This is a genomic window from Blastococcus xanthinilyticus, assembly GCF_008124835.1.
Lineage (GTDB): Bacteria > Actinomycetota > Actinomycetes > Mycobacteriales > Geodermatophilaceae > Blastococcus > Blastococcus xanthinilyticus.
In genome coordinates, this window is the sequence record NZ_VNHW01000005.1 from 223,898 (window position 1) to 245,036 (window position 21,139).

The 21,139-nt window shown below is 76.2% G+C and carries 24 protein-coding genes; 9 read left to right on the forward strand and 15 right to left on the reverse strand.

The window, feature by feature from the left end; all coding sequences use genetic code 11:
• Positions 1-41: 41 nt before the first annotated feature.
• From BD833_RS09990 to BD833_RS10005, 4 genes are all read right to left on the reverse strand, one after another.
• On the reverse strand, positions 42-1,358 hold the full coding sequence (locus tag BD833_RS09990; RefSeq protein WP_166532977.1) for a sigma-54-dependent transcriptional regulator family protein: 1,317 nt from the start codon (positions 1,356-1,358) through the stop codon (positions 42-44).
• 113 nt (positions 1,359-1,471) lie between these two features.
• Positions 1,472-2,740: a multidrug effflux MFS transporter gene (locus BD833_RS09995; protein ID WP_166532978.1), complete on the reverse strand. Its 1,269-nt coding sequence runs from the start codon at positions 2,738-2,740 to the stop codon at positions 1,472-1,474.
• 95 nt (positions 2,741-2,835) lie between these two features.
• The gene (mftF, locus tag BD833_RS10000; protein ID WP_166532979.1) at positions 2,836-4,245 is read right to left on the reverse strand and encodes a mycofactocin biosynthesis glycosyltransferase MftF; all 1,410 of its coding nucleotides are present in this window, start codon (positions 4,243-4,245) and stop codon (positions 2,836-2,838) included.
• Positions 4,242-4,793, reverse strand: coding sequence for a cysteine hydrolase family protein (locus BD833_RS10005; protein WP_208092540.1), 552 nt, complete (start codon positions 4,791-4,793; stop codon positions 4,242-4,244). The genes mftF and BD833_RS10005 overlap by 4 nt, the downstream gene beginning before the upstream one ends.
• 127 nt (positions 4,794-4,920) lie before the next feature.
• Here BD833_RS10005 and BD833_RS10010 point away from each other — a divergent pair, with 127 nt between their 5' ends.
• Positions 4,921-5,925, forward strand: coding sequence for an iron-siderophore ABC transporter substrate-binding protein (locus BD833_RS10010; RefSeq protein WP_166532980.1), 1,005 nt, complete (start codon positions 4,921-4,923; stop codon positions 5,923-5,925).
• A gap of 39 nt (positions 5,926-5,964) precedes the next feature.
• Here the strand turns inward: BD833_RS10010 and mftE are convergent, their stop codons facing one another.
• On the reverse strand, positions 5,965-6,675 hold the full coding sequence (gene mftE, locus BD833_RS10015; RefSeq protein ID WP_243737566.1) for a mycofactocin biosynthesis peptidyl-dipeptidase MftE: 711 nt from the start codon (positions 6,673-6,675) through the stop codon (positions 5,965-5,967).
• Between the two features lie 33 nt (positions 6,676-6,708).
• Between mftE and BD833_RS10020 the strand changes: the two genes are divergently transcribed.
• A complete protein-coding gene (locus tag BD833_RS10020; RefSeq protein WP_166532981.1) occupies positions 6,709-7,086 on the forward strand; it encodes a YchJ family protein in 378 nt (125 codons plus the stop codon).
• A 56-nt stretch (positions 7,087-7,142) separates the two neighbouring features.
• The gene (locus tag BD833_RS10025; RefSeq protein ID WP_166532982.1) at positions 7,143-7,622 is read left to right on the forward strand and encodes a pyridoxamine 5'-phosphate oxidase family protein; all 480 of its coding nucleotides are present in this window, start codon (positions 7,143-7,145) and stop codon (positions 7,620-7,622) included.
• Between the two features lie 13 nt (positions 7,623-7,635).
• On the opposite strand, the gene mftC is transcribed toward BD833_RS10025, so the two are convergent.
• From mftC to mftA, 3 genes are read right to left on the reverse strand one after another with little or no spacing between them, the layout of a single operon-like run.
• The gene (gene mftC / locus BD833_RS10030; protein ID WP_166532983.1) at positions 7,636-8,871 is read right to left on the reverse strand and encodes a mycofactocin radical SAM maturase; all 1,236 of its coding nucleotides are present in this window, start codon (positions 8,869-8,871) and stop codon (positions 7,636-7,638) included.
• Entirely contained in the window at positions 8,868-9,167 is a 300-nt protein-coding gene (gene mftB / locus BD833_RS10035) for a mycofactocin biosynthesis chaperone MftB (protein ID WP_166532984.1), read from the reverse strand. Before mftB ends, mftC begins: the two co-directional genes overlap by 4 nt.
• A gap of 10 nt (positions 9,168-9,177) precedes the next feature.
• Entirely contained in the window at positions 9,178-9,297 is a 120-nt protein-coding gene (gene mftA, locus BD833_RS10040; RefSeq protein WP_166532985.1) for a mycofactocin precursor MftA, read from the reverse strand.
• Positions 9,298-9,403: 106 nt separating this feature from the next.
• Here mftA and BD833_RS10045 point away from each other — a divergent pair, with 106 nt between their 5' ends.
• The 3 genes from BD833_RS10045 (at position 9,404) to BD833_RS10055 (ending at position 11,823) form a co-directional block, all read left to right on the forward strand.
• Positions 9,404-9,988, forward strand: coding sequence for an acyl-CoA-like ligand-binding transcription factor (locus BD833_RS10045; RefSeq protein ID WP_166532986.1), 585 nt, complete (start codon positions 9,404-9,406; stop codon positions 9,986-9,988).
• A gap of 129 nt (positions 9,989-10,117) precedes the next feature.
• Positions 10,118-11,350: a pre-mycofactocin synthase MftD gene (gene mftD / locus BD833_RS10050; protein ID WP_166532987.1), complete on the forward strand. Its 1,233-nt coding sequence runs from the start codon at positions 10,118-10,120 to the stop codon at positions 11,348-11,350.
• A gap of 44 nt (positions 11,351-11,394) precedes the next feature.
• The gene (locus BD833_RS10055; RefSeq protein WP_166532988.1) at positions 11,395-11,823 is read left to right on the forward strand and encodes a DUF1707 SHOCT-like domain-containing protein; all 429 of its coding nucleotides are present in this window, start codon (positions 11,395-11,397) and stop codon (positions 11,821-11,823) included.
• Between the two features lie 16 nt (positions 11,824-11,839).
• Here BD833_RS10055 and BD833_RS10060 read toward each other — a convergent pair whose 3' ends face one another.
• The 3 genes from BD833_RS10060 to BD833_RS10070 are packed head-to-tail and all read right to left on the reverse strand — an operon-like array spanning position 11,840 to position 14,116.
• Entirely contained in the window at positions 11,840-12,043 is a 204-nt protein-coding gene (locus BD833_RS10060; RefSeq protein WP_166532989.1) for a hypothetical protein, read from the reverse strand.
• A gap of 51 nt (positions 12,044-12,094) precedes the next feature.
• Positions 12,095-12,616 carry a hypothetical protein gene (locus BD833_RS10065; RefSeq protein ID WP_166532990.1) on the reverse strand — a complete coding sequence of 174 codons (522 nt, stop codon included), beginning with the start codon at positions 12,614-12,616 and terminating at the stop codon, positions 12,095-12,097.
• 57 nt (positions 12,617-12,673) lie between these two features.
• Entirely contained in the window at positions 12,674-14,116 is a 1,443-nt protein-coding gene (locus tag BD833_RS10070) for a bifunctional 3-(3-hydroxy-phenyl)propionate/3-hydroxycinnamic acid hydroxylase (protein WP_166532991.1), read from the reverse strand.
• A 167-nt stretch (positions 14,117-14,283) separates the two neighbouring features.
• On the opposite strand from BD833_RS10070, the gene BD833_RS10075 reads away from it, so the two are divergent.
• From BD833_RS10075 to BD833_RS10085, 3 genes are all read left to right on the forward strand, one after another.
• The gene (locus tag BD833_RS10075; RefSeq protein ID WP_166532992.1) at positions 14,284-15,411 is read left to right on the forward strand and encodes an NDMA-dependent alcohol dehydrogenase; all 1,128 of its coding nucleotides are present in this window, start codon (positions 14,284-14,286) and stop codon (positions 15,409-15,411) included.
• 141 nt (positions 15,412-15,552) lie between these two features.
• Positions 15,553-16,446 (forward strand): AAA family ATPase, encoded by an 894-nt coding sequence (locus BD833_RS10080; protein ID WP_243737567.1) that lies wholly within the window; start codon positions 15,553-15,555, stop codon positions 16,444-16,446.
• 215 nt (positions 16,447-16,661) lie between these two features.
• A complete protein-coding gene (locus BD833_RS10085; protein WP_243737568.1) occupies positions 16,662-17,462 on the forward strand; it encodes a vWA domain-containing protein in 801 nt (266 codons plus the stop codon).
• 49 nt (positions 17,463-17,511) lie between these two features.
• On the opposite strand, the gene BD833_RS10090 is transcribed toward BD833_RS10085, so the two are convergent.
• From BD833_RS10090 to BD833_RS10105, 4 genes are all read right to left on the reverse strand, one after another.
• The gene (locus BD833_RS10090) at positions 17,512-18,228 is read right to left on the reverse strand and encodes a hypothetical protein (protein WP_166532993.1); all 717 of its coding nucleotides are present in this window, start codon (positions 18,226-18,228) and stop codon (positions 17,512-17,514) included.
• 98 nt (positions 18,229-18,326) lie between these two features.
• Positions 18,327-18,896, reverse strand: coding sequence for an MOSC domain-containing protein (locus tag BD833_RS10095; protein WP_166532994.1), 570 nt, complete (start codon positions 18,894-18,896; stop codon positions 18,327-18,329).
• Positions 18,893-20,014 carry an XdhC family protein gene (locus BD833_RS10100; protein ID WP_166532995.1) on the reverse strand — a complete coding sequence of 374 codons (1,122 nt, stop codon included), beginning with the start codon at positions 20,012-20,014 and terminating at the stop codon, positions 18,893-18,895. The genes BD833_RS10095 and BD833_RS10100 overlap by 4 nt, the downstream gene beginning before the upstream one ends.
• Positions 20,007-21,128: a vWA domain-containing protein gene (locus tag BD833_RS10105; protein WP_243737569.1), complete on the reverse strand. Its 1,122-nt coding sequence runs from the start codon at positions 21,126-21,128 to the stop codon at positions 20,007-20,009. Before BD833_RS10105 ends, BD833_RS10100 begins: the two co-directional genes overlap by 8 nt.
• Between the last annotated feature and the right edge of the window lie 11 nt (positions 21,129-21,139).

Genomic DNA, 21,139 nt, shown 5'->3' on the forward strand with positions numbered 1-21,139 from the left:
AGCGGCCGGCGATGAGCGCAGCGAGGCGCATGTCGGTGGTCTCAGCGCGACCGCACGCCCGCCCGCAGCTGCTGCAGGTGCGCCGCGACCCCCGCCCGGCGCGGCGACCCCGGCGGCAGCACCTCCAGCAGCGCCTGCCAGACGGCGGCGTCGGTCCGCCCGTCGGGGAGCTGGGCGTACCGCAGCAGCAGCTCGGGACGGCGGGCGCCGAGCACCCCGCGGCGCAGCTGCCCGGCGAGCCGGTCGCGGGCCAGGAGGATGCCGGGCGCCGACGAGCCGGGCAGCACGGGGCCCCGGTAGCGCTCCAGCGCCGGGCCGATCTCGCCGCGGGCGATCAGCCGGCGCACCTGGTCGGCGTCGGTGGTCAGGCGGCCGACCAGGCGGTAGGGGCGCGAGCCGAGCAGCTCGGCACCGACCAGCCGCCGCAGCCGGGAGAGCTCCGCCCGCACGGTGACCGGGGCGGCCGTCCCGGCGTGGCACTCGGCGGCCAGCTCGACCGCCGTCCGGCCCCGGCCGGATGCAGCCGCCGCGGCCAGCAGGAACAGCAGCTCGGAGTGGCGCACCGACAGCTCCAGCGGCCCGGCCGGCAGCGCGAGCCGGGCGCGCTCCCGGCCGAGCACCTCCAGCCGGGCGGCGGCCGGCGCCGAGCCGGCCGCGAGCCCACCCGCGGGCAGCCGTTCCCGGTGCAGCCAGCGCAGCTCCGACTCGACGGCGGCGACGGTGGCCCGCACGAGGGTGAGCACGTGCGGGCCGGCCACGACGTCGCCACCGGTCACGTCGATCGCGCCCAGCAGGGCGCCGGTGACCGGGTCGTGCACCGGTGCGGCCGAGCAGCTCCAGGGTTGCACCCCGCGGCGGAAGTGCTCGCTGCCGTAGATCTGCACCGGCGCGTCGACCGCCAGCGCCGTCCCGGGGGCGTTGGTGCCGGCCACGTCCTCCGACCACCGGGCGCCCTCGACGAAGTTCATCCCCTCGGCCCGCGAGCGCAGCTGCCGGTCGCCCTCCACCCACAGCATCCGGCCGGCGGCGTCGGTGACCGCGACGATCATCCGGGCGGCCTCGGCGTCCTGCACCAGCAGCCGGCGGATGACCGGCAGCACCGGCGCCAGCGGGTGGGCCGCCCGGTAGGCGAGCAGGTCGGCGTCGAGGAGCTCCACCGGCGGCGGTCCGCCGTCGGGGTCGACCCCGCTGCCCAGCGAGCGGCTCCAGGAGTCGCGGACGACCGGGCGGACGGCGGCGTCGGCGGGCAGGGCGCTGGTGGTGACCAGCTGCTCGTGCGCGGCGCGCAGCGCCCGGGTGCGCGCCGCGCTGGGCGCCCCGTCCGGGAGCGCCAGCCACGGGTTCACGGCGGTGGTCACGGGTTCACGGCGGTGGTCACGGGTTCACGGCCGTGGTCACCGGGGGCTCCGCAGCAGGTCGCTCATCTCCCCGTCATCGTGACGGGGATTCCCGCTTTCCACCAGGGCGGATGTCAGGCGGGGACCGCGGCCCCGTCGTCGTCCGCGAGCTGCCACGGCCGGACGACGACCACGAGCACGCCGATCGCCAGCACCAGCGCGGTCACCACGACCAGGCCGATGGCGACCGCGTCGTTGCCCAGCAGCCCGACGACCGGCGAGACGACCGCACCGACGCCGAACTGGATGGCGCCCAGCAGGGCCGCCGCGCTGCCGGCCGCGTTCCCGTGCCGGGACAGCGCCAGCGCGGGGGCGTTGGGCAGGGCCAGCCCGCAGGCGAACAGCACCGCCCACAGCGCCCCGGTCACGGCCACCAGGCCGCCGGTGCGGGTGCCCGCCAGCACGACCAGCGCGGCACCGGCGAGAGCGCCGGCCACCGTGCCCGCGACCAGCAGCTGCTGGGGCGACCAGCGCCGCAGCAGCACCGGGTTGAGCTGGGTGGCGGCGATCAGCCAGAAGGCGCCCGCGCCGAACAGCAGCCCGAACTGCTGCTCGTCCAACCCGAACTGGCCCTGGTAGACGAAGGAGGAGCCGGAGACGTAGCTGAACAGGCCGGCCATCGTGAGACCCGCGACCAGCACCAGGCCCACGTAGGTGCGGTCGCGCAGCAGCCACCGGTAGGTGCGCAGCGTGCCGCGCACCCCGCTGCTGCGCCGGCGCTCCGGCGGGAGGGTCTCGGGCAGGGTCGCCCACCCGACCACGAGCAGGAGCAGGCCGTAGGCGGCCAGCAGCACGAAGACGCCGCGCCAGCTGGTGAACCGGAGGACCTCCCCGCCGATGGTGGGCGCGAGCACCGGCGCGGCGCCGAGCACCAGGAACAGCCGGGAGAGCATCGTCGCCGCGGCGCGGCCGTCGTAGAGGTCACGGACCACCGCGAGCGCGATCACCGCGCCCGAGGCGGCGCCCACCCCCTGCAGCACGCGCAGCGCGCCGAGCGCGGCGATGGTCGGCGCGACGAGCACCAGCAGGGACGCCACCACGTGCAGCGCCGTCCCGGCCAGCAGCGGCCCCCGCCGGCCGTAGGCGTCCGACAGCGGCCCCAGCACCAGCTGGCCGAGCGCCAGCCCGATCAGCGTGCCGGTCAGGGTCAGCTGCACGGTGGCCGAGGTGGTCAGCAGGTCGCTGGTGATCCGCGGCAGCGCCGGCAGGTACATGTCGATGGTCAGCGGCCCCAGCGCCACGAAGGCACCGAGGGTCAGCGCGATCCGGGCGGCACCGGGGCGCGCCACCGGGGCGGGGTGCGCCGTCTCGGGAGCCGGAGCGCGGTCCTGGGTGGCGGTCATGCGGGTCCTTCGGTCGACACGTAGCGGAACCGGGCGGACCGCAGTACGAGGGCGACAAGCGCGGGAGCGTCCCGCGCATTCCGCCCGACGGCGCGTCAGCGCGGCGGACGGGTGGGCAGCAGCGCCCGGGCGCTGCGGGCGCGCAGCGCGCCGGCCCACAGCCCGGCGCCGTAGGCGAGGTCGTCCAGCCGCCGCGCCGCCGCGTGACGGACCGGTCCGATCCGGCTCCGGTGCGGCGCCCAGGCGAGCAGGCCGTCGGCCAGGGCCACGGCGAGCAACCGGGTACGGGCCCGGCGGGAGACCACCGCCGCGGCCACCGCGAGCGGCCAATGGTGCCGCGTCGCCGACCGGGCGAGCGCCCGGCCCGACGCTGCCGTGCCGTGCAGGACGAGGCCGGCGGCGAGGACGTACGGCGGCCGGCCGCCCGGTGGGGACAGCCGGCGGGCGAGCCGGACCGCGGTCACCCCGAGCAGCCCGGCCGCCGCGACCCTCCCCCACCGGCCCCCGGCCAGCGCCAGCGCCCAGGTGACGGCGGTCTCCGGGGCGATGACCAGCGGGGAGACCACCCCGCCGTGCCGCTGCGCCAGGAGCGCGGCGCCGGTGCCGTAGAACGCCCGGCGCCGGGCCCACTCCGCCGTCCGCACCGGGTGCTCGTGCGCGACCTCGGCGGCCGGCTCGTAGCGCACCCGCCAGCCCGCCTCGGTGAGCCGCCAGACCAGGTCGACGTCCTCGGCCACCCGCAGCGCGGCGTCGAAGCCGTCGCCGAGCGCGGCCCGGCGGGCCAGCAGCGCCGCGCTCGGCACGTAGGAGACCGCCGACAGCGGCCGCACCGGCGCCGGCCGCGGACCCATGTCCAGGGCGCCGTCGACGTCCTCGTACGGGGAGGTCCAGCCCCGTGCCGCTCCCGGCAGCGGCACGATCCGCGGCGCCACGGCGGCCAGCCGCGGATCGGCGACGTGCGGCAGCAGCCGGGCGAGCCAGCCGGCGCCGGGGACGCAGTCGGAGTCGAGGAAGGCGACCAGGCCGGTGGTCACGACGGCCAGCCCCGCGTTCCGCGCCGCCGCCGGGCCCCGCGCCACCGGGTGCCGGACCACCCGCACGCCCGGGCCCGCGGCGGCCACCGGCGTCGTCGAGCCGTCGTCGACGACGACGACCGGCAGGCCCGCGGTCGCCGGGTCGGCGCGCAGGGCGGCCAGCAGCCGGGCGAGCGCGGCCGGGCGGTCCCGGACCGGGACGACGACGGTGACGTCCCCGGCGTCGGCGCCCAGAGGCAGATCCGGGTGCGCCAGCCCGGCGTCGAGCAGCCGGCCGGCCAGGGCGGCGCTGGTCGCGTCGCGGACCTCGAGCCGGTCCCCGGCGAGCAGCGCGGCCGCGCGGGGAGCGAGCCGCAGCAGCCGCAGCGGGGAGCCGCCGAGCAGCGCGGTGCCGTCGTCCCGGCGGCGCACCGCCGGGTCCAGCCGGACGGCGAACCCGTCGGGCAGCCGGTCGGCCGGCGGCGCGGTCACCCGCCCGCCAGGACCTCGTCGGTGGTCGCGAACGTGACCAGGGGGGCGTAGCCGCCCATCACCTGCAGCGCCCGCTCGTGCTCGTCGTCCCCGGCTCCGGCGCAGGCGTCGGTGACCACCCGCACCCGCACCCCGGCGTCCGCGGCCGGCAGGACGGTGGAGAGCACGCAGCAGTCGGTGGCCACGCCGGCCACGGTGAGCGGACCCTGCCCGACCACCTCGGCCAGGTCCGGGCCCCACTTCCCGAAGGTGTGGGCGTCCACCACCGGGCGCCCGGCCGGGTCCTCCACCAGCTGGTAGCAGTGCGCGTCGGGCGGCTGGCGGGCGAAGTCGTACTGCTCGTAGTACTCCTGCCACGCGCCCACCGGCTCGGCCGGCGCGACGAAGCGGGTCCACACCACGCGGTCGCCGAACGCGTCGACCAGCCGGCGGATCCGCGGGCGGACCTCCTCGAACCGCGGCGCCGTCCAGGGCGAGTCCTCCTCGCCGAACACGTGCTGCAGGTCGACGACCACCAGCCAGCCGTCCGTCCCGGCCGTCCCGTCCACGCCCTACCCCCGTTCCCGCCGGCGCCCCTGCGACGGCCCGGCGACCCTACGACGCGCTCCCGGCCGTCGCCCGCGCGCGACGGTGTGGTTAGGTCAGCCTTACCTGATCCTGCGAGGAGTACCCCCCATGACGTTCCGCCCCGCCCTCCGCGGCGCCGCCACCCTCGCGGCCGCCGCCCTCGTCGTCACCGGTTGCGGCTCCGGCGACGAGGCCGCCTCCCCCGAGGCGTCCGGGGGAACCACCGCCGCGTCCTCCGGCGACTTCCCGGCCACCGTCGAGACCGCCTTCGGCGACGTGACGGTCGAGGAGGAGCCCGAGCGGGTGGTGGCCCTGGGCTGGTCGGACGCGGAGACCGCGCTCGCGCTCGGTGTGCAGCCGGTCGGCGCCAGCGACTGGCTCGCCGTCGGCGGCGACGACGGGCTGGGCGACTGGGTCGAGCAGGGCTACGACGAGCCGCCGGTGCTCATCGAGACCCTCGAGCCCAGCTACGAGGAGATCGCCGCGCTGCAGCCGGACCTGATCCTCGACACCCGGTCCTCCGGTGAGCAGGAGCGCTACGACCTGCTCAGCCAGATCGCCCCGACCATCGCCCCGCCCGAGGGCGTCGGGCCGTACCAGACCACCTGGCAGCAGCAGCTGGAGATGATCGGCACGGCGCTGGGCGAGACGGAGCAGGCGGCCGAGCTGGAGGCCGAGGTCGAGCAGGCCTTCACCGAGGCCGCCGCCGCGCACCCGGAGTTCGACGGCACCGAGGTCGCCGTCGGCGCCTTCACCTCCGAGGGCTTCGGCGCCTACGTCAGCGGCGACTCGCGCGTGCAGTTCATGGAGCAGCTGGGCTTCGAGAACAAGACCGCGATCGAGGAGCTGGCGACGGAGAACTTCTTCGTGCCGGTCAGCGAGGAGCAGCTGGACCTGCTCGACGCCGAGCTCACGGTGGCCTTCCCGATCTTCGTGGAGGCTTCGGAGTTCACCGGCAACCCGGTGTGGCAGTCGCTGCCCTCGGTCCAGGAGGGGCGCGCGGTCGTCCTCGACGACCTGACGGTGCTCAACGCCTTCTCCAGCGCGTCGGCGCCCGGCCTGCTGTACGCGATCGACGAGACGGTGCCAGTGTTCGCGGACGCGCTCGGCTGATCGCGCTCGGCTGATCGGTCTCCGGACCCCGCCGGGCGCTCACCCGAGGAGCCGCCCGGCGGGGTCCACCCGCCACTCCCGCACCGCCGCGGCCAGCCGCCCGGCCAGGTCCACCACCAGCTCCGCCCCCTCGGCCGCCGACGCGCCCGCCGGATCGCCGAGCACGCCGTTCGGGCTGACCGCCCGCACGCCCTCGGCCCGCATGCGGGGCAGCAGCTCCCGCAGCGGCGCGGTCTCCCCCCGCTCGGCGCGGTCCGCACGGACCACAGCGGGTTCCACGTGCAACATCAGCGACGTCTCGGTGCGCCCCGCGTGCGCGTCACCGGCGCGGACGGCGAGCGGCCACCAGGCGACGTCCCGCCCCTCCGCACGCAGCCGCGGCACCGCGGCGCGCAGGGCGTCGTAGTTGCCACCATGGCCGTTCACGACCAGCAGCCGGCCGGCCCAGCGGCCGGCCGAGCGCCCGTACTCCACCAGCAGCGCCGTCAGCGCCTCCGTACCGATCGACACCGTGCCCGGGAAGCCCTCGTGCTCCCCGCTGGCCCCGTAGGCGATCGCCGGGGCGAGCAGCGCGCCGTCGATCCCCGGCAGCGCGGCCCGCGCCACCGCCTCCGCCGTCCGGGTGTCGGTCGCCAGCGGCAGGTGGGGTCCGTGCTGCTCGACCGCGCCCAGCGGCACGACGACCAGCGGCCGGTCGGGGAGCTCCGGCCAGGTGGCGTCGCCGAGTGCCCGCCCCGCCCACACCGTCACCGTCCCAGGCTCGCACGACGGCAGACTGGCCCCATGGCTCCCCGTCGCTGCCCCTGCGGAACCGGCCTGCCCTACGCCGGGTGCTGCGGCCCCCGGCACGACGGCTCGGCCCCGGCGGCGACCGCCGAGCAGCTGATGCGCTCGCGGTACAGCGCCTTCGCCGTCGGCGACGCCGGGTACCTGCTCGCCACCTGGCACCCGAGCACCCGGCCGCGGACCCTCGACCTGGACCCCGCGCTGCGCTGGACCGGCCTGGACGTCCTGGCCACCACCGGCGGCGGGCTGCTCGACCGCGCGGGGACGGTGGAGTTCCGCGCGCACTGGCGCTCCGGCGGCGAGGACGGCGACCAGTACGAGGTCAGCCGGTTCGTCCGGGAGGACGGCGCCTGGAGCTACGTCGACGCCGCCTGAGCGCCGCCGCGGCCGGGCCAGGTGTGGGCCGTCCGGTCGCGGGCAACAGAGCAGGCATGACTACCGAGGACACCCGCAAGGTCGCCGAGCTGATCAAGGGGGAGCGGTTCGGCTTCCTCACCACCCTGACGCCCGAGGGCAAGCTGACCAGCCGTCCGATGACGCTGCAGGAGGTCGAGTTCGACGGCGACCTGTGGTTCTTCGCCGAGCGCAGCTCCCACCCGGTGGCCCACATCGCCGCCCAGCCCCAGGTGAACGTCGGCATCGGCTCCGGCGGCACCTGGGTGTCGCTCACCGGGCACGCCCGCGTGGTCGAGGACCTCGCGAAGAAGAAGGAGCTGTGGAACGGCGGCGTCGAGGCCTGGTTCCCCAACGGCCCCGAGGACCCCGAGGTCGTGCTGCTCAAGGTGGAGGGCGACTCCGCGGAGTACTGGGACAGCCCCGGCGGCCGGCTGGCCACCGCGTTCAGCTTCGTGAAGGCCAAGGCGACCGGCGAGCGCATCGACGCCGGCGAGAACAAGAAGGTCGACCTCTAGGGGCCGGCGCTCCTCAGCGCAGGTCGAGCCCGGCCAGCGGCGACTCGTCGCAGGCCTTCGCGGGGGGCAGCGCCGGCATGCCGAGCAGCGTCGGCTGCCCGCGGACCGGACCGGTGTGCGAGTGGTCGATGTGGCTGCGCGGCGCCACCAGCTCGGCGTCGCGGGCGGCCAGCGCCGTCTCCCCGTAGCCCTGCACGCACTCGGGGTCGGGCCCGTCCAGCGGCAGCCCGGTGAAGAACTTCGCGGCCATGCAGCCACCGCGGCAGGCGTCGAAGTGCGCGCACTTCGTGCAGGCGCCGCCGGTCTGCGGGCTGCGCAGGTCGGCGAACAGCTCGGAGGACTGCCAGACCCGCTGGAAGCCGCCCTCGTCGCGGACGTTGCCGGCGAGGAAGTTCTCGTGGATGGCGAACGGGCAGGCGTAGACGTCGCCGACCGGGTCGATCAGGCAGACGACGCGGCCGGCGCCGCACAGGTTCAGCCCTGGCAGCGCCTCGCCGAAGGCCGACAGGTGGAAGAACGAGTCACCGGTCAGGACGCCGTCGCCGTTGGCCAGCAGCCACTGGTAGAGGTCCTTCTGCTGGGCCATCGTGGGGTGCAGCTGGTCCCAGACGTCGGCCCCCCGGCCGGACGGGCGCAGCCGGGTGATCCGCAGCTGGGCGCCGAAGGAGTCGGTGAGCGCCTTGAAGGCGTCCAGCTGCCCGGCGTTCTCCCGGGTCACGACGACGGAGACCTTGACGTCCTTCATCCCGGCCTCGGCCAGGTTCTCCAGCGCCCGGATCGCGGTGGCGTAGGAGCCGGTGCCGCGGACGCGGTCGTTGACCTCGGCGGTGGCGCCGTCCAGGGAGATCTGCACGTCGACGTAGTCGGTGCGGGCCAGCTGCGCAGCGCGGGTCCTGTCCAGCTTGATGCCGTTGGTGGAGAACTTGACGCCGACGTCGTGGCCGATGGCGTAGTCGAGGAGGTGCCAGAAGTCCGGCCGCACGGTCGGCTCACCGCCGCCGACGTTGACGTAGAAGACCTGCATCCGCTGCAGCTCGTCGATGACCGCCTCCGCCTCGGCGGTGGAGAGCTCGCGCGGGTCGCGCCGTCCGGAGGAGGACAGGCAGTGCGCGCACGCCAGGTTGCAGGCGTAGGTGAGCTCCCACGTGAGGCAGATCGGGGCGTCGAGGCCGTACTCGAACTGGTCGATCAGCCGCCCGCCGACCGGGCGCTCGGGCGTGCTCGGACGGGACGGCAGGACGGCGGTCACGCGGGCTCCCGGGGGGTGATCATCTGCGAGCGGGCGAGGTCGGCCAGCGCCTTCACGTACGCGGGGCGCTGGGCCTCGGTCACGCCGCAGGCGGTGAGCGTCGCGGCGGCGGTCGGGTGGTCGGCCAAGGCCTCGACGACGGCGACCAGCTGCTTCGACTTCAGGAAGGACAGCTTCCTGGTGCTGAACGAGTAGACCAGCGCGCCGAAGGGTTCCGGGCGCAGCGCCACCGATGGCGACCTGCGCCAGGGCTGGTCGACGTCGAACGCAGTGCTTCCCGGAGCGGCGGTGGTCACGGTGCGTCGGTCAGTAGACGCCGCACATGCCGTCGATGGAGACCTCCTCGACGAGCGACTCCTCGACGAGGGCCTCCTCGGTCGCCGGGGCCTCGGGGGCAGGGACGTCGGTCTGCGTGGGCTCGGGCATGAGGACCTCCGTGAGTGCGGTCACATCGACCCGGCGGACGTTAGTGACACCCGGTGCCAGGAGCAACCCCGGGGTCCCCCGCCGGCCCGACCGGCAGAATGCGCGCGTGACGGAGACGAGGACGGCGCCGGACGGGCGGGCCCGGGTGGAGCGGGCGGCCCTGGACCTGTTCCGCACGCGGGGGTTCGAGAACGTCACCAGCGACGAGGTGGCCGACTCGGCCGGGATCAGCCGGCGGACCTTCTTCCGCTACTTCGCCACCAAAGCCGACGCGGTCTGGGGCGACTTCGCCGGCCACGTCCGCCGCCTCGAGCAGCTGCTCGACGCGACCGACCCGGCCGCACCGGTGCTCGGCTCGGTCTGCGCCGCCTACGTGGAGGTCAACGACTACCCCGACGAGGAGCTGCCGCTGCTGCGCGAGCGCATGCGGCTGATCCTCACCGAACCCGCGCTCCTGGCGCACAGCCAGCTCCGCTTCGCCGAGATCGACCGCGTCGTCGCCGGGCACGTCGCGGCGCGCCGCGGGGGCTCCCCCACCGCGCTGCTGCCCCGGCTCGTCGCCGCCGGCACGCGGGCCGCGGCCACGACCGCGTTCGAGACCTGGATCGGCGAGGACGGCGCGCCGCTCACCCAGCACCTCCACCTGGCCTTCGCCGAGCTCGCCGGGGGCTTCCCCAGCCTGCGGAGGTGACCCGCGCGGGGCGCGGGACGACGGCCCTGTGGCGTGCGTCTCTCCCCCACCGCTAACGTGGCACTCAGTGCCACCGGCCGTCGCGGCCGGTCCAGCGCCCGGCGCACCCGGGCCGTCGAGGAGGTCCGCATGGCCAGCGCGTGGTTCGAGTCCGTCGCCGAGGCCCAGCGGCGGGCCAAGAAGCGGCTGCCCAAGGGCGTCTACGGCGCCCTGGTCGCCGGCTCCGAGCGCGGCCTGACGCTGGAGGACAACCTCGCGGCCTTCGCCGAGATCGGCTTCGCGCCGCACACCGCGGGCCTGGCGAACGAGCGGAACATGGGCGTGACCGTCATGGGGCAGCCCATGTCGATGCCGGTGCTGATCAGCCCCACCGGCGTGCAGGCGGTGCACCCCGACGGAGAGGTGGCCGTTGCCCGTGCGGCCGCCGCGCGCGGGGTGGCGATGGGGCTCTCCTCCTTCGCCAGCAAGCCCATCGAGGACGTCGTGGCGGCCAACCCGCAGACGTTCTTCCAGATGTACTGGGTGGGCAGCCGCGAGGAGATGCTCGGTCGCATGGAGCGGGCCCGCCGCGCCGGGGCCGTCGGGCTGATCGCGACGCTGGACTGGTCGTTCGCCTACGGCCGCGACTGGGGCAGCCCGTTCATCCCGGAGAAGATCGACCTCCAGGCCGCCCGGCGGTACGCGCCGCAGGTCCTGGTCAAGCCGCGCTGGCTGCTGGACTTCGCCCGCACCGGGCAGATCCCCGACCTCACCGTGCCGAACATGGTGGCCACCCCGGGCGACCCGGCGCCCACCTTCTTCGGCGCGTACGGCATGTGGCAGCAGTCGCCCATGCCCTCCTGGGACGACGTCGCGTGGCTGCGCGAGCAGTGGGACGGGCCGTTCATGCTCAAGGGCGTCATGCGGGTGGACGACGCCAGGCGCGCCGTCGACGCCGGCGTCACCGCCATCTCGGTGTCCAACCACGGCGGCAACAACCTCGACGGCACCCCCGCCTCGCTGCGGGCCCTGCCCGCCGTCGCCGAGGCCGTCGGTGACCAGATCGAGGTCCTCCTCGACGGCGGCATCCGCCGCGGCGGCGACGTCGCCAAGGCGCTCGCCCTGGGCGCGAAGGCGGTCATGATCGGCCGCGCGTACCTGTGGGGCCTCGCGGCCAACGGGCAGGCCGGCGTGGAGAACGTGCTGGACCTGCTGCGCGACGGGCTCGGCTCGGCGATGGTCGGCCTCGGCCGGCCGGACGTGTCGGAGCTCTGCCGCGACGACCTCGTCGTCCCGGCGGACTTCGAGCGGCAGCTCGGCAGCGCCGCCGTCGACAACGCGCTGCTCGGCACCTCGCCCGCGCGGCGGCGCCGCGAGGCCTGAGCCAGGATCCTGACGCGGGCGGCCCGGCCTGCCAGGATGTCGGCGTGACCCAGCCGGTGCGCCCCGAGGACCTGCGCATCTCCGACGCCGAGCGGACGTCGGTGGCGGCGGCGCTGCAGCGCGCCCACGAGGCCGGGCAGCTGGACCTGAACGAGTTCGACCAGCGGGTGCAGGCGGTGTGGGCCTCCCGCACCCGCGGCGACCTCGCCCGGGTCACCGCCGACCTCCCCGCCCTGCCCCCACCGCCAGGTCCGCGCCGGGCGTTCACCGGCGACGACGCCGGCACCGCGATGAAAGTGCTCACCACCATCTGGCTGTGCATCAGCCTGGTGAACCTGGTGCTGTGGGGCATCCTCGAGCTGACGGTGGGCGGGATCCACCCGTGGTGGCTCTACGTGGCCCTGCCGCCGGGGGCGGTGCTCGGGACGCTGTACGCGATCGGCGTCGGCCGGCCGGGCCCCGGCCGCAGCTAGGACCCGGCCGCCGGCGTCAGCGGCCCAGCAGGCCGCCCAGCCCGCCACCCCCGCCCAGCTTCTTCACCAGGTCCATCGGGTCGATCCCGAACTTCTGCAGCAGCCCGGCGTCGCGCTCGGTGTCCACCTGCCCGGGGAGCTCCTGGTCGGCCTGCTGGGCCTTGTCGTGGTCACCCTGCGAGCGCAGCAGCTCGAGGATCTGTGCCTTGTCGATGTTCATGGCCGGGCGGTACCCCCTACCGGGCGGATGACGCGCTCGGGGCGGGTCGGGCTACCCGGCGGCCGGGTCCAGCAGCGCCGCCCGCCGGCGCAGCCGGAGCAGGAGGTAGCGGTGCGCGGCGGCGAACGCGGCCCACGATGCGGCGCCCACCCACCACCACGCGGACCCGGTGACGGCCAGGGCCGCCGCCAGAGCCGTCATGAGGAGGAGGAACGCCGGCCCCCAGCGGCGCTGACGCTCCAGTGGCTCCAGCTGGGCCAGGGCGAGCTGGTGGGCCGCCCCCCGCACATCCGGATCGGCCGGGACCGGGCCCCGGGACGCCGCCCGCCGCACCCGCCGGGACAGGCCCTCCGGCGACCGCGCGGCGGCCTCGCGCACACCCCGGTTCTGCCGGTGGGTGACCGGCCCCATGATCGCACCGAAGAACAGGCCCATCAGTCCGCCGTAGACCAGCGCCTCGGCCCAGCTCTCTGCCTCGCCGAGCCGCATGTAGAGCACCCAGAACAGCCCGAACAGGCCGCCGGTGACCACCGACAGAACCCAGACCGGAGCGTTCAGCAGGCGTTCACGCATGCGGCCATGTTGCGGGCCGACCGGCTTGGTCGCGGCACCGTTCACCCGCTCGCGTGATCAGCGGGCGGCGGCCACGATCCGGTCCGGCCGGATCTCCACCGCCGAGGCGCCGCCCAGCCAGCGGCGCAGCGTGCCGCCCGGGTCCTCGATCCGGACCTCCGCGCCGTCGGCCCGGCGGACCCGTAGGTCAGCCGTCAGCTGCACCGCGCCGGGCCCGAGGACGTCGTCCAGCCGGCACGGGCGACCGTCGACGAGCACGTCGGGCTGCGGCACCAGCCGGCCGGCCAGTCGCCGGCCGGCCCGGCCGCGGCGGTCGACCAGCGGGCCGCGGCGCAGCGGCGGCGTCCGGCTGTCGGTGGCCAGCCCGGCGACGGCCGGGATCCCGCGGACGGCGGCGAGCACGCCCCGGCGCAGGACGGCGCCACCCCGGCCGCCCCCGGTCATCAGCCGCCCCAGCAGCAGGGCCACCCGGATCAGCGCGCGGGCGTGCGGTTCCCGCTCGGCGCGGTAGGTGTCCAGCAGCTCCTCGCCGGCCTCCCCCGCGAGGACGGCGGCCAGCTTCCAGGCCAGCTGGTGCACGTCGCGCAGGCCCAGCCCGAGGCCCTGGCCGACGAAGGGAGGCGTGAGGTGCGCGGCGTCGCCGGCCAGCAGCACCCGCCCGTCCCGCCACCGGTCGGCCAGCTGCGCCCGGAACGTGTACTCGACGGCGCGGAGCACCTCGACACCGCCGGCGGCGGGGACGACGGGCGCCAGCAGGCGGGCCAGGCTCGCCGGCTCGGCCAGCTCCGCGGCGGACTCCCCCGGCGCCAGCCGGAACTCCCAGCGGTACCGGTCGCCGGTCACCGGCATCGACGTCGCGGCGCGGCGCGGGTCGCAGATCTGCGAGACACCCGGCCACAACGGCAGCGGCTCGGCCGAGCGGACGTCGACGACCAGCCAGCGGTCGGCCGGACCGAGATCCCGCATCCGGCCGCCGATCAGCCGGCGCACGGTGCTGTTCGCGCCGTCGCAGCCGAGCACGGCCGCCGCGCGGACGGACCGGTCCGCCCCGCCCTCCCGGTCCACGGCGACGACGGTCACCCCCTCGCCCCCGGCTCCCAGGCCGGTCACCTCCACCCCCCGCTCCAGCGCGATCCCCGGCGTCGCCGCCACCGCGCGGGCGAGCACGGCCTCCAGGTCGGGCTGGTGGACGAACGAGCCCTGCGGCCAGCCGTTGGTGCCGGCACCGGGCGCGCGCCGGAACTCCGCCAGCACCCGCTGCGCGCCGTCGAGCAGCCGCAACCCGGCCATCGGCCGGCACACCGCAGCCACCTCGTCGGCCACGCCGGCCGCCTGCAGGACGCGGAAGACCTCGTCGTCCAGGTGCACGGCCCGCGGCAGCGGATACGGGTCCCGGTGCCGCTCCAGGACGACGACCGGCAGCCCCCGCCGCGCGAGCAGCATCGCCGCCGTGAGCCCGACCGGCCCGGCGCCGACGACGACGACCGGGGCGGGGGGCACCGGCCCAGTGTGCTCGCCGGCGGTCCATGGCCGGCGACGGCGGGGCAGCAGCAACGTTGCACTGCCCTTCCCCCGGTGTGGTCCAGGTCATAGCGTGCGCGGCAGCCCTGCGTGCCCCGCGCACGGTGCGGACGGCCCTCGACGACGAGGGCGACGAGGAGGTTCCTGTGCCCGTGAACACCCGCGGCGCGATCATGCGCTCCGCCCCCGGCCAGTGGGAGATCACCGACCTGGTCGTCGACGACCCGCGCACCGGGGAGCTCCAGGTCAAGCTGGCCGCCTCCGGGCTGTGCCACTCCGACGACCACATCGCGACCGGCGACATCCCGGTCGGGCACTACCCGTTCCTCGGGGGCCACGAGGGTGCCGGCGTGGTCACCGCCGTGGGCCCGAACACCCCCGGCTTCGCCGAGGGCGACCACGTGGTGTTCTCCTTCCTCCCCGGCTGCGGCCGCTGCCGGTACTGCGCCAACGGCCAGCAGTACATCTGCGACTCGGGCGCCAACCTGCTCATGGGCTCCCGCTGGGACGACGCGGAGAGCTTCCGCGTCCAGACCTCCGACGGCACCGACGTGGGCCAGATGTGCGGGCTGGGCACCTTCGCCGAGGTGACGACGGTCGACGTCCGCTCCACGGTCAAGATCCCGGAGGAGATCCCGCTCGACGTCGCCTGCCTGGTCGGCTGCGGGGTCGGCACCGGCTGGGGCACCGCCGTGCAGGCCGGCGAGGTGCGGGCCGGCGACACGGTCATCGTCATGGGCGTCGGCGGCATCGGGATCAACGCCGTCCAGGGCGCGGCGCACGCCGGCGCCAGCCACGTCATCGCCGTCGACCCGGTGGACTTCAAGCGGGAGAAGGCGATGGAGCTGGGGGCGACGCACGCCTTCGCGAGCATCGAGGAGGCGGCCGAGTTCGGCCGGAGCGTCACCAACGGCCAGGGCGCGGACAAGGTGCTGATCACCGTCGGCGTGCTGAAGGGCGAGCACGTCGCCCAGGGCGTCGAGGCGCTCGGCAAGGGCGGCCGGGTGGTCATCACCGGCCTCGGCGACCTCACCGACGTCGGCATCCCGATCAACCCGAGCATGCTGGCGCTGTTCACCAAGGAGATCCGCGGGGCGCTGTTCGGCGACCAGAACCCCAGCGCGGACATGCTCAAGATGCTGCGCCTCTACCAGGAGGGCGCCATCAAGCTCGACGAGCTGATCACCAAGCGGTACAAGCTCGACGACATCAACCAGGGCTACGAGGACCTGCACGCCGGCAAGAACCTGCGCGGCGTCATCGTCTACGACTGAGCCCCGCGCTCGGCCCCCTGATGATCAGGTCACCTGATCATCAGGGGTCCTGGCTCGGCGTCGACCGTGAGCCAGGACCACACCAGGTGAGCCAGGACGACGGGAGCTGAGCCAGGACGTGGCACCGTGCGGAGCAGGACCGTGACCAGCGTGCGCACCGCCGCCCACCTCGACGTCGCCGGCATGGTGCGGGTGGCCCGCCAGCGGGTGGTGGACCGCCTGCGGGAGGCCGAGGTGGTGGCCGCGGCGCTCTCGGCCGGCCGCAACATCGTGCTGGAGGGCCCGCCCGGCACCGGCAAGACCACGCTGCTGCGCGCGCTGGCCGACGGCGCCGGCGTCCCCCTGGTGCTGGTCGAGGGCAACGCGGAGCTGACCCCCACCCGGCTGGTCGGCCACCACGACGCCTCCCGCGTGCTCACCGAGGACTACCGGCCCGAGAACTTCGTGCCCGGGCCGCTCACCCGGGCCATGACCGAGGGTGCGCTGCTCTACGTCGAGGAGTTCAACCGGGTCCCCGAGGAGACGATGAACGTCCTGCTCGGGGTGCTCTCCGAGCGGGAGATGCACGTGCCCCGGTACGGCCGGGTGGCGGCGCGGCCCACGTTCCGGCTGGTCGCGGCGATGAACCCGTTCGACGCGGTGGGCACCGCGCGGGTCACGCCGGCGCTCTACGACCGCTCCTGCCGGGTCGCCATGGCCTACCAGGACGAGGACGCCGAGCTGCGGGTCGTCGAGGCGGGAACCGGCGGGGAGGCGGCGCTGGTGGCCCGGGCGGTGCGCGCGGTGCGGATCACCCGCGACCACCCCGAGCTGCGCATCGGCGCCTCCGTCCGAGGGGCGATCGACACGGTGCTCATCGCCGTGGAGCTCGGTGCGGTCCGGGAGACCCCCGCCCTGGAGGAGGCCACCGGGCTCGACGCCGCGCTCGCCGCGCTCACCGGCAAGGTGACCCGCGGCGACGGGGTGTCCCGTCCGGTCGAGGACGTCGTCGCCGACATCTGGCGCCGGGCCGGTGAGGAGCTGGGAAAAGCCTGACGCCCGGGGGGAGCTCGCCCGGGCCGCTCCCCGCGCCGGCGCCGTCCGGCGACCGACCGGCAGCGGGGCCGCCGCGGGTCGTCGAGGATCCCGAGCAGGTCGAGGAGCTGCTGCGCGCGCAGGGCGCGCGCCGGTCCAGCCGGGACCAGCTGTCGCGGAGCAATCCGGACTTCGACGCCGTCTCCCCGGAGGCCGGCGCCCTGGACGCCGAGGCCGTGGCCGATCTGGCCGCCCGCGATCCCGACGCCGCCGCCCGGGTGCTCGCCGCGGCGGCCCGCGCGTTCGACCCGCGGCTGCGCGCGGCCGCGCGGACGCTGGCGGCCCGGCTGCCCCTGGGCACGCCGCGCACCGGCACCCCCGAACGTGCCGGCACCAGCCGGGTGGTCACCCGGCGCGACCCGGCCGGCTCCGACGTCGACCTCGACGCGACGCTCGCCGCGCGGGGTGCCGAGCCGCGGTGGCGCGCCGAGCACCTGCACACGCGGGGCTGGCGGTCCACCGGCCGCGCGGTCGTCCTGCTCGTCGACGCGTCGGGGTCCGTGGCCGGCGACGAGCTGGCCGCCGCGGTGCTCACCGCCGCGGCGCTGGTGCAGCGGATGCGGCCGGGCGACGAGCTCGGCGTCGTGGCCTTCTGGTCGCGGGCCGTGGTGCTGCGCCCGCTGTCGGCCGATCCGCGGGTGGACGTCGTCGTCGACCGGCTGTGCGACCTCCGGGGCGGTGGCACCACCGACCTGGAGCTGGCGCTGCGGACGGCGGCGGCCCAGCTCGCGCGCTCGCGCGCCGCCGACCGGCAGGTGCTGCTGCTCTCCGACGGGGTCGCGACCGACAGCCCCGACCCGGTGGACGCCGCATCGTCGCTGGCCCGCGTGCCGGCGCGGCTCCAGGTGCTCGCGCTGTCCGGGGAGGAGGAGGCGATGAGCTCGTGCGCTGCGCTGGCGGCCGCCGGCGGAGGCGCCGTGGCCGCGCTGCACCGGCCCTCGCAGGCCCCGGCGGCCGTTCGCGAGCTGATCGGCTGACCGGCCGGCCGGGCGCCCCCAGTGGGAGCGGTCGGCCGGCCGGGACGGCTCAGCCGCCGAGGTCGTTCAGGTCCAACGGGTCCGCCGGCGCGGCGATCTCGACCTCCTGGCCGAAGTCGCTGAACTCGACCGTGGCCGGGGCGTCGCCCTTGTCCTCGATCACCAGCGGGTAGGGGTTCTCCTCGTCGTCGGCGACGGTGAGCGTGCTGCCGTCGGCCTGGGTGACGACGACCACCGGCTCGCCGTCGAGCTCGTCGGTGGTCACCTCGCCCTCCACCTGGTCGCTCCCGGAGGCGCGCAGCTCGTCGACGAGGCCGGAGAGCGTCAGCGCGCCGAAGGAGCTGGCCGCCTCGGCGGGCATGAGCACCCACTGGCCCTCCAGCTGGGCGGCGAACTCGGCCGGCATGCCGAACGAGGCCCAGAAGTCGGCCGGCGCCATCACGTAGGCGGTGCCGCCGACGTACACCAGCTCGACGGTGACGCCGTCCATGACGATGGAGCCCTGGGCGTCCTCGCCCTGCAGCTGGAGGTCGAGCTCCTGGGTGGTGCCGGCCTCCTCGATGGAGCCGGTGACGTGCGCGGCGCCGGCACCCTCGAGCGCGGTGAACGCGGCGTCGACGATCTCGGCGGCGTCCTTCTCCGCCAGCGCGCTGGTGCTCTCCTCGGCCGAGCCGGTCTGCGCCGGGTTGCCGATCGAGTCGGAGCCGCCGCAGCCGGCCAGCAGCACGGCTGCCGTCCCGATGACGGCACAACGTCGAATGCGCATGTTTCCCCTCGGAATCTGCGGGACCGGCGGCCCCACTCGGCGCCATGGTGCAGGGCAGGGGTCCGGCGACCGCACACCGCTCCCGGCGTGTTGGGCGATCAGCTGCCCCTCCGGTGCGGGAGGAGGGGCCGGACGACGCCCGCCACGGCCGGGTCCAGCCGCACCGGCGACCGCAGCACGGCGGGCCCGAGGCGCAGCACGCCGTCGGAGAGGGTCGCGCAGCGCACCCCGGCGCGGCCCCGCAGGCCGCGGTGCGCCCCCGGGGCCAGGACCGTGTCCATCCAGGCGCAGGGGTTCGCCGGGCGGCCGCCGCGCAGCCGCACCGCGCCCGCCCCGCAGTCGAGCTCGAACTCGGTCCCGCGCAGGGCCTCGACCTCCGCGCCGCGCAGCACCACGTTGCGCCGGGGAAGCAGCGGATCCAACGGACCCGCCGCGAGCTCCTCGGCGAGCGCCTCCAGCGACTCGACGGCCAGGACCGTCACCTGGGCGTCCCGGTGCGCGGGCCGGCCCGCGTAGCGGTCGCCGACGATGCCGACGCCGGCCCGGACCACCAGCTGCTCCCGGCGGTCGGCGCCCTGCTCCGGGATCGCCGTCCCCGGACGTCCGTCGTAGCGGTGCTCCGGCGAGGCGAGCAGGGCGACGACCTCCACGTGGTGGGAGAAGGTCACCGCTCCGCGGTCCGGTGGATGGGGCCGGCGGTCGCGGCCAGCCGCTGCCCCGTGCCGCCCCAACGGCCCTGGATGATCTCCGCCGCGATCGACACCGCCGTCTCCTCCGGGGTGCGGGCGCCGAGGTCCAGGCCGATCGGCGAGGAGAGGCGGGCGATCTCCTCCTGGCTCAGACCTGCTTCGGTCAGCCGCGCCAGCCGTTCGTCGTGGGTGCGCCGCGAGCCCATCGCGCCCACGTAGGCGACCGGCGCGCGGAGCGCCACCTCCAGCAGCGGGACGTCGAACTTGGGGTCGTGGGTGAGCACGCACAGCACCGTGCGCTCGTCGATCCGGCCGGCGTCCAACTCGGCCTGCAGGTACCGGTGCGGCCACTCGACCACGACCTCGTGCGCCTCCGGGAAGCGCTTGGGGGTGGCGAAGACCGGGCGGGCGTCGCACACGGTCACCCGGTAGCCGAGGAACGCCCCGACCCGCGCCACGGCGGCGGCGAAGTCGATCGCACCGAAGACCACCATCCGGGCCGCGGGCGCGAAGCTGTTGACGAACAGGGTGAGGTCGTCGCCGCGCCGCTCGCCGTCGTGCCCGACGTGCAGCAGGCCGGTGCGCCCGGCGGCGAGCATGCCGCGGGCGTCGTCGGCGACGGCGTCGTCCAGCCGCTGCGAGCCGAGCGACCCGGCGGCGCGGTCGGGCCAGAGCACCCGGCGCCGGCCCAGCCGGTCGCCCGGGCCGGCCACCACGGTGACGACGGCGACCGGCTCGTGCCGGCCCACCGAGGCCGCGACCTCACCCAGCTCCGGGAAGGACTCGCGGGAGACCGACTCCACGAAGACGTCGAGGATCCCGCCGCAGGTCAGCCCGACGGCGAAGGCGTCGTCGTCGCTGACCCCGTAGCGGCGCAGCGTCGGCTCACCGGTGTCGACGGCGTCCCTGGCCTCCTCGTACACCGCGCCCTCGACGCAGCCGCCGGAGACGCTGCCCACCGCCGTGCCGTCCGGGCCGACGAGCATCGACGCCCCCGCGGGCCGCGGCGCCGAGCGCCAGGTGCCCACCACCGTGCCGACGCCGACGGTCTCGCCCGCCTGCCACCAGCCGACCAGCTCGTCGAGCACGTCACGCATGCGAGATCACTCCTGACAGCTCCTCGAAGGCGGCCATGCTGTGGCCGGCCACGAAGTGGTCCACCGACGGCAGCGCCGCCTGCATGCCGCCGGTCAGCGGCTCGTACCCCGCCCGTCCCTTGTGCGGGTTCACCCACACCACGGCGTGCGCCAGGCGCCGCAGCCGGGCCATCTGCGCGGCGAGCAGGTCGGTGCTGCCGCGCTCCCAGCCGTCGCTGCAGACGACGACCACCGCGCCGCGGGCGGTGCCGCGCTGCCCCCACCGGTCGAGGAAGGCCTTGAGCACCTCGCCCAGCCGGGTGCCGCCGGACCAGTCGGGGATCGCCTGCCCCCCGGCGACCAGCGCCCGGTCGGGGTCGCGCAGCCGCAGCTCACGGGTGACCCGCGTCAGCCGGGTCCCGATCGTGAACACCTCGGTCGATCCCGGGCGGGCCCGGACCGCCGCGTGCGCGAACCGCAGCAGCGCGTCGGCGTAGGGCGTCATCGAGCCCGAGACGTCGACCAGCAGCACCACCCGGCGGGGCCGCGGGCGGGCCCGGCGGTGCCGCAGCCGGCTCACCTCACCGCCGTCGCGCAGCGCCTGGCGGACCGTGCGCCCGGGGTGCACCGAGCCGTGCGCCGCCGGACGCCGGCGGCGGGCGGGCCGCATGGGTGTGGCCGGCAGGAGCAGGGCGAACAGCCGGCGCAGGTGCGCCCGCTCGGCGTCGGTCAGCCCGGCGACGTCCCGGTGCCGCAGCACCTCGTCGGCGCTGGCCCGCGCCGCCACGTCCGGGGTCTCGCCGTCGTCGTCGCCCTCCCCGGCGCCGCCGTCCAGCGGGGCGCTCGCCGCGAGCCGCACCTCCGGGCGGCCCGCGGGGCGGGGCAGCCGCGCCCGCCGCCCGGAGAACCAGGCGACGAAGGCGGCGTCGTAGCGGTCGAGGTCGTCGGGGCCGGAGCACAGGGTGAGCCGGCCGGCCCAGTAGACGGCCGAGGGGTCGAGCACGTCGAGGTGGCCGATCGCGGCGAGCATCGCCTCGACCCGGTCGGGGCCGGCGGCCACCCCGGCGTGCCGCAGCGTGCGGGCGAAGCCCAGCACGGTGTCGACGACGTCCCGCAGTGGTCCCTCCTCAGCCACGTCCCCCTGGG

Bases quoted from the DNA above. Each gene is read 5' to 3' on its own strand.
- BD833_RS10065 (WP_166532990.1), bottom strand. From the start codon at position 12,616: ATGCGTGAACGCCTGCTGAACGCTCCGGTCTGGGTTCTGTCGGTGGTC.
- BD833_RS10060 (WP_166532989.1), bottom strand. From the start codon at position 12,043: ATGAACATCGACAAGGCACAGATCCTCGAGCTGCTGCGCTCGCAGGGT.
- BD833_RS10020 (WP_166532981.1), top strand. From the start codon at position 6,709: ATGGCTCCCCGTCGCTGCCCCTGCGGAACCGGCCTGCCCTACGCCGGG.
- mftD (WP_166532987.1), top strand. From the start codon at position 10,118: ATGGCCAGCGCGTGGTTCGAGTCCGTCGCCGAGGCCCAGCGGCGGGCC.
- BD833_RS10100 (WP_166532995.1), bottom strand. From the start codon at position 20,014: ATGCGTGACGTGCTCGACGAGCTGGTCGGCTGGTGGCAGGCGGGCGAG.
- BD833_RS10025 (WP_166532982.1), top strand. From the start codon at position 7,143: ATGACTACCGAGGACACCCGCAAGGTCGCCGAGCTGATCAAGGGGGAG.
- BD833_RS10010 (WP_166532980.1), top strand. From the start codon at position 4,921: ATGACGTTCCGCCCCGCCCTCCGCGGCGCCGCCACCCTCGCGGCCGCC.
- BD833_RS09995 (WP_166532978.1), bottom strand. From the start codon at position 2,740: ATGACCGCCACCCAGGACCGCGCTCCGGCTCCCGAGACGGCGCACCCC.
- BD833_RS10090 (WP_166532993.1), bottom strand. From the start codon at position 18,228: ATGCGCATTCGACGTTGTGCCGTCATCGGGACGGCAGCCGTGCTGCTG.
- mftA (WP_166532985.1), bottom strand. From the start codon at position 9,297: ATGCCCGAGCCCACGCAGACCGACGTCCCTGCCCCCGAGGCCCCGGCG.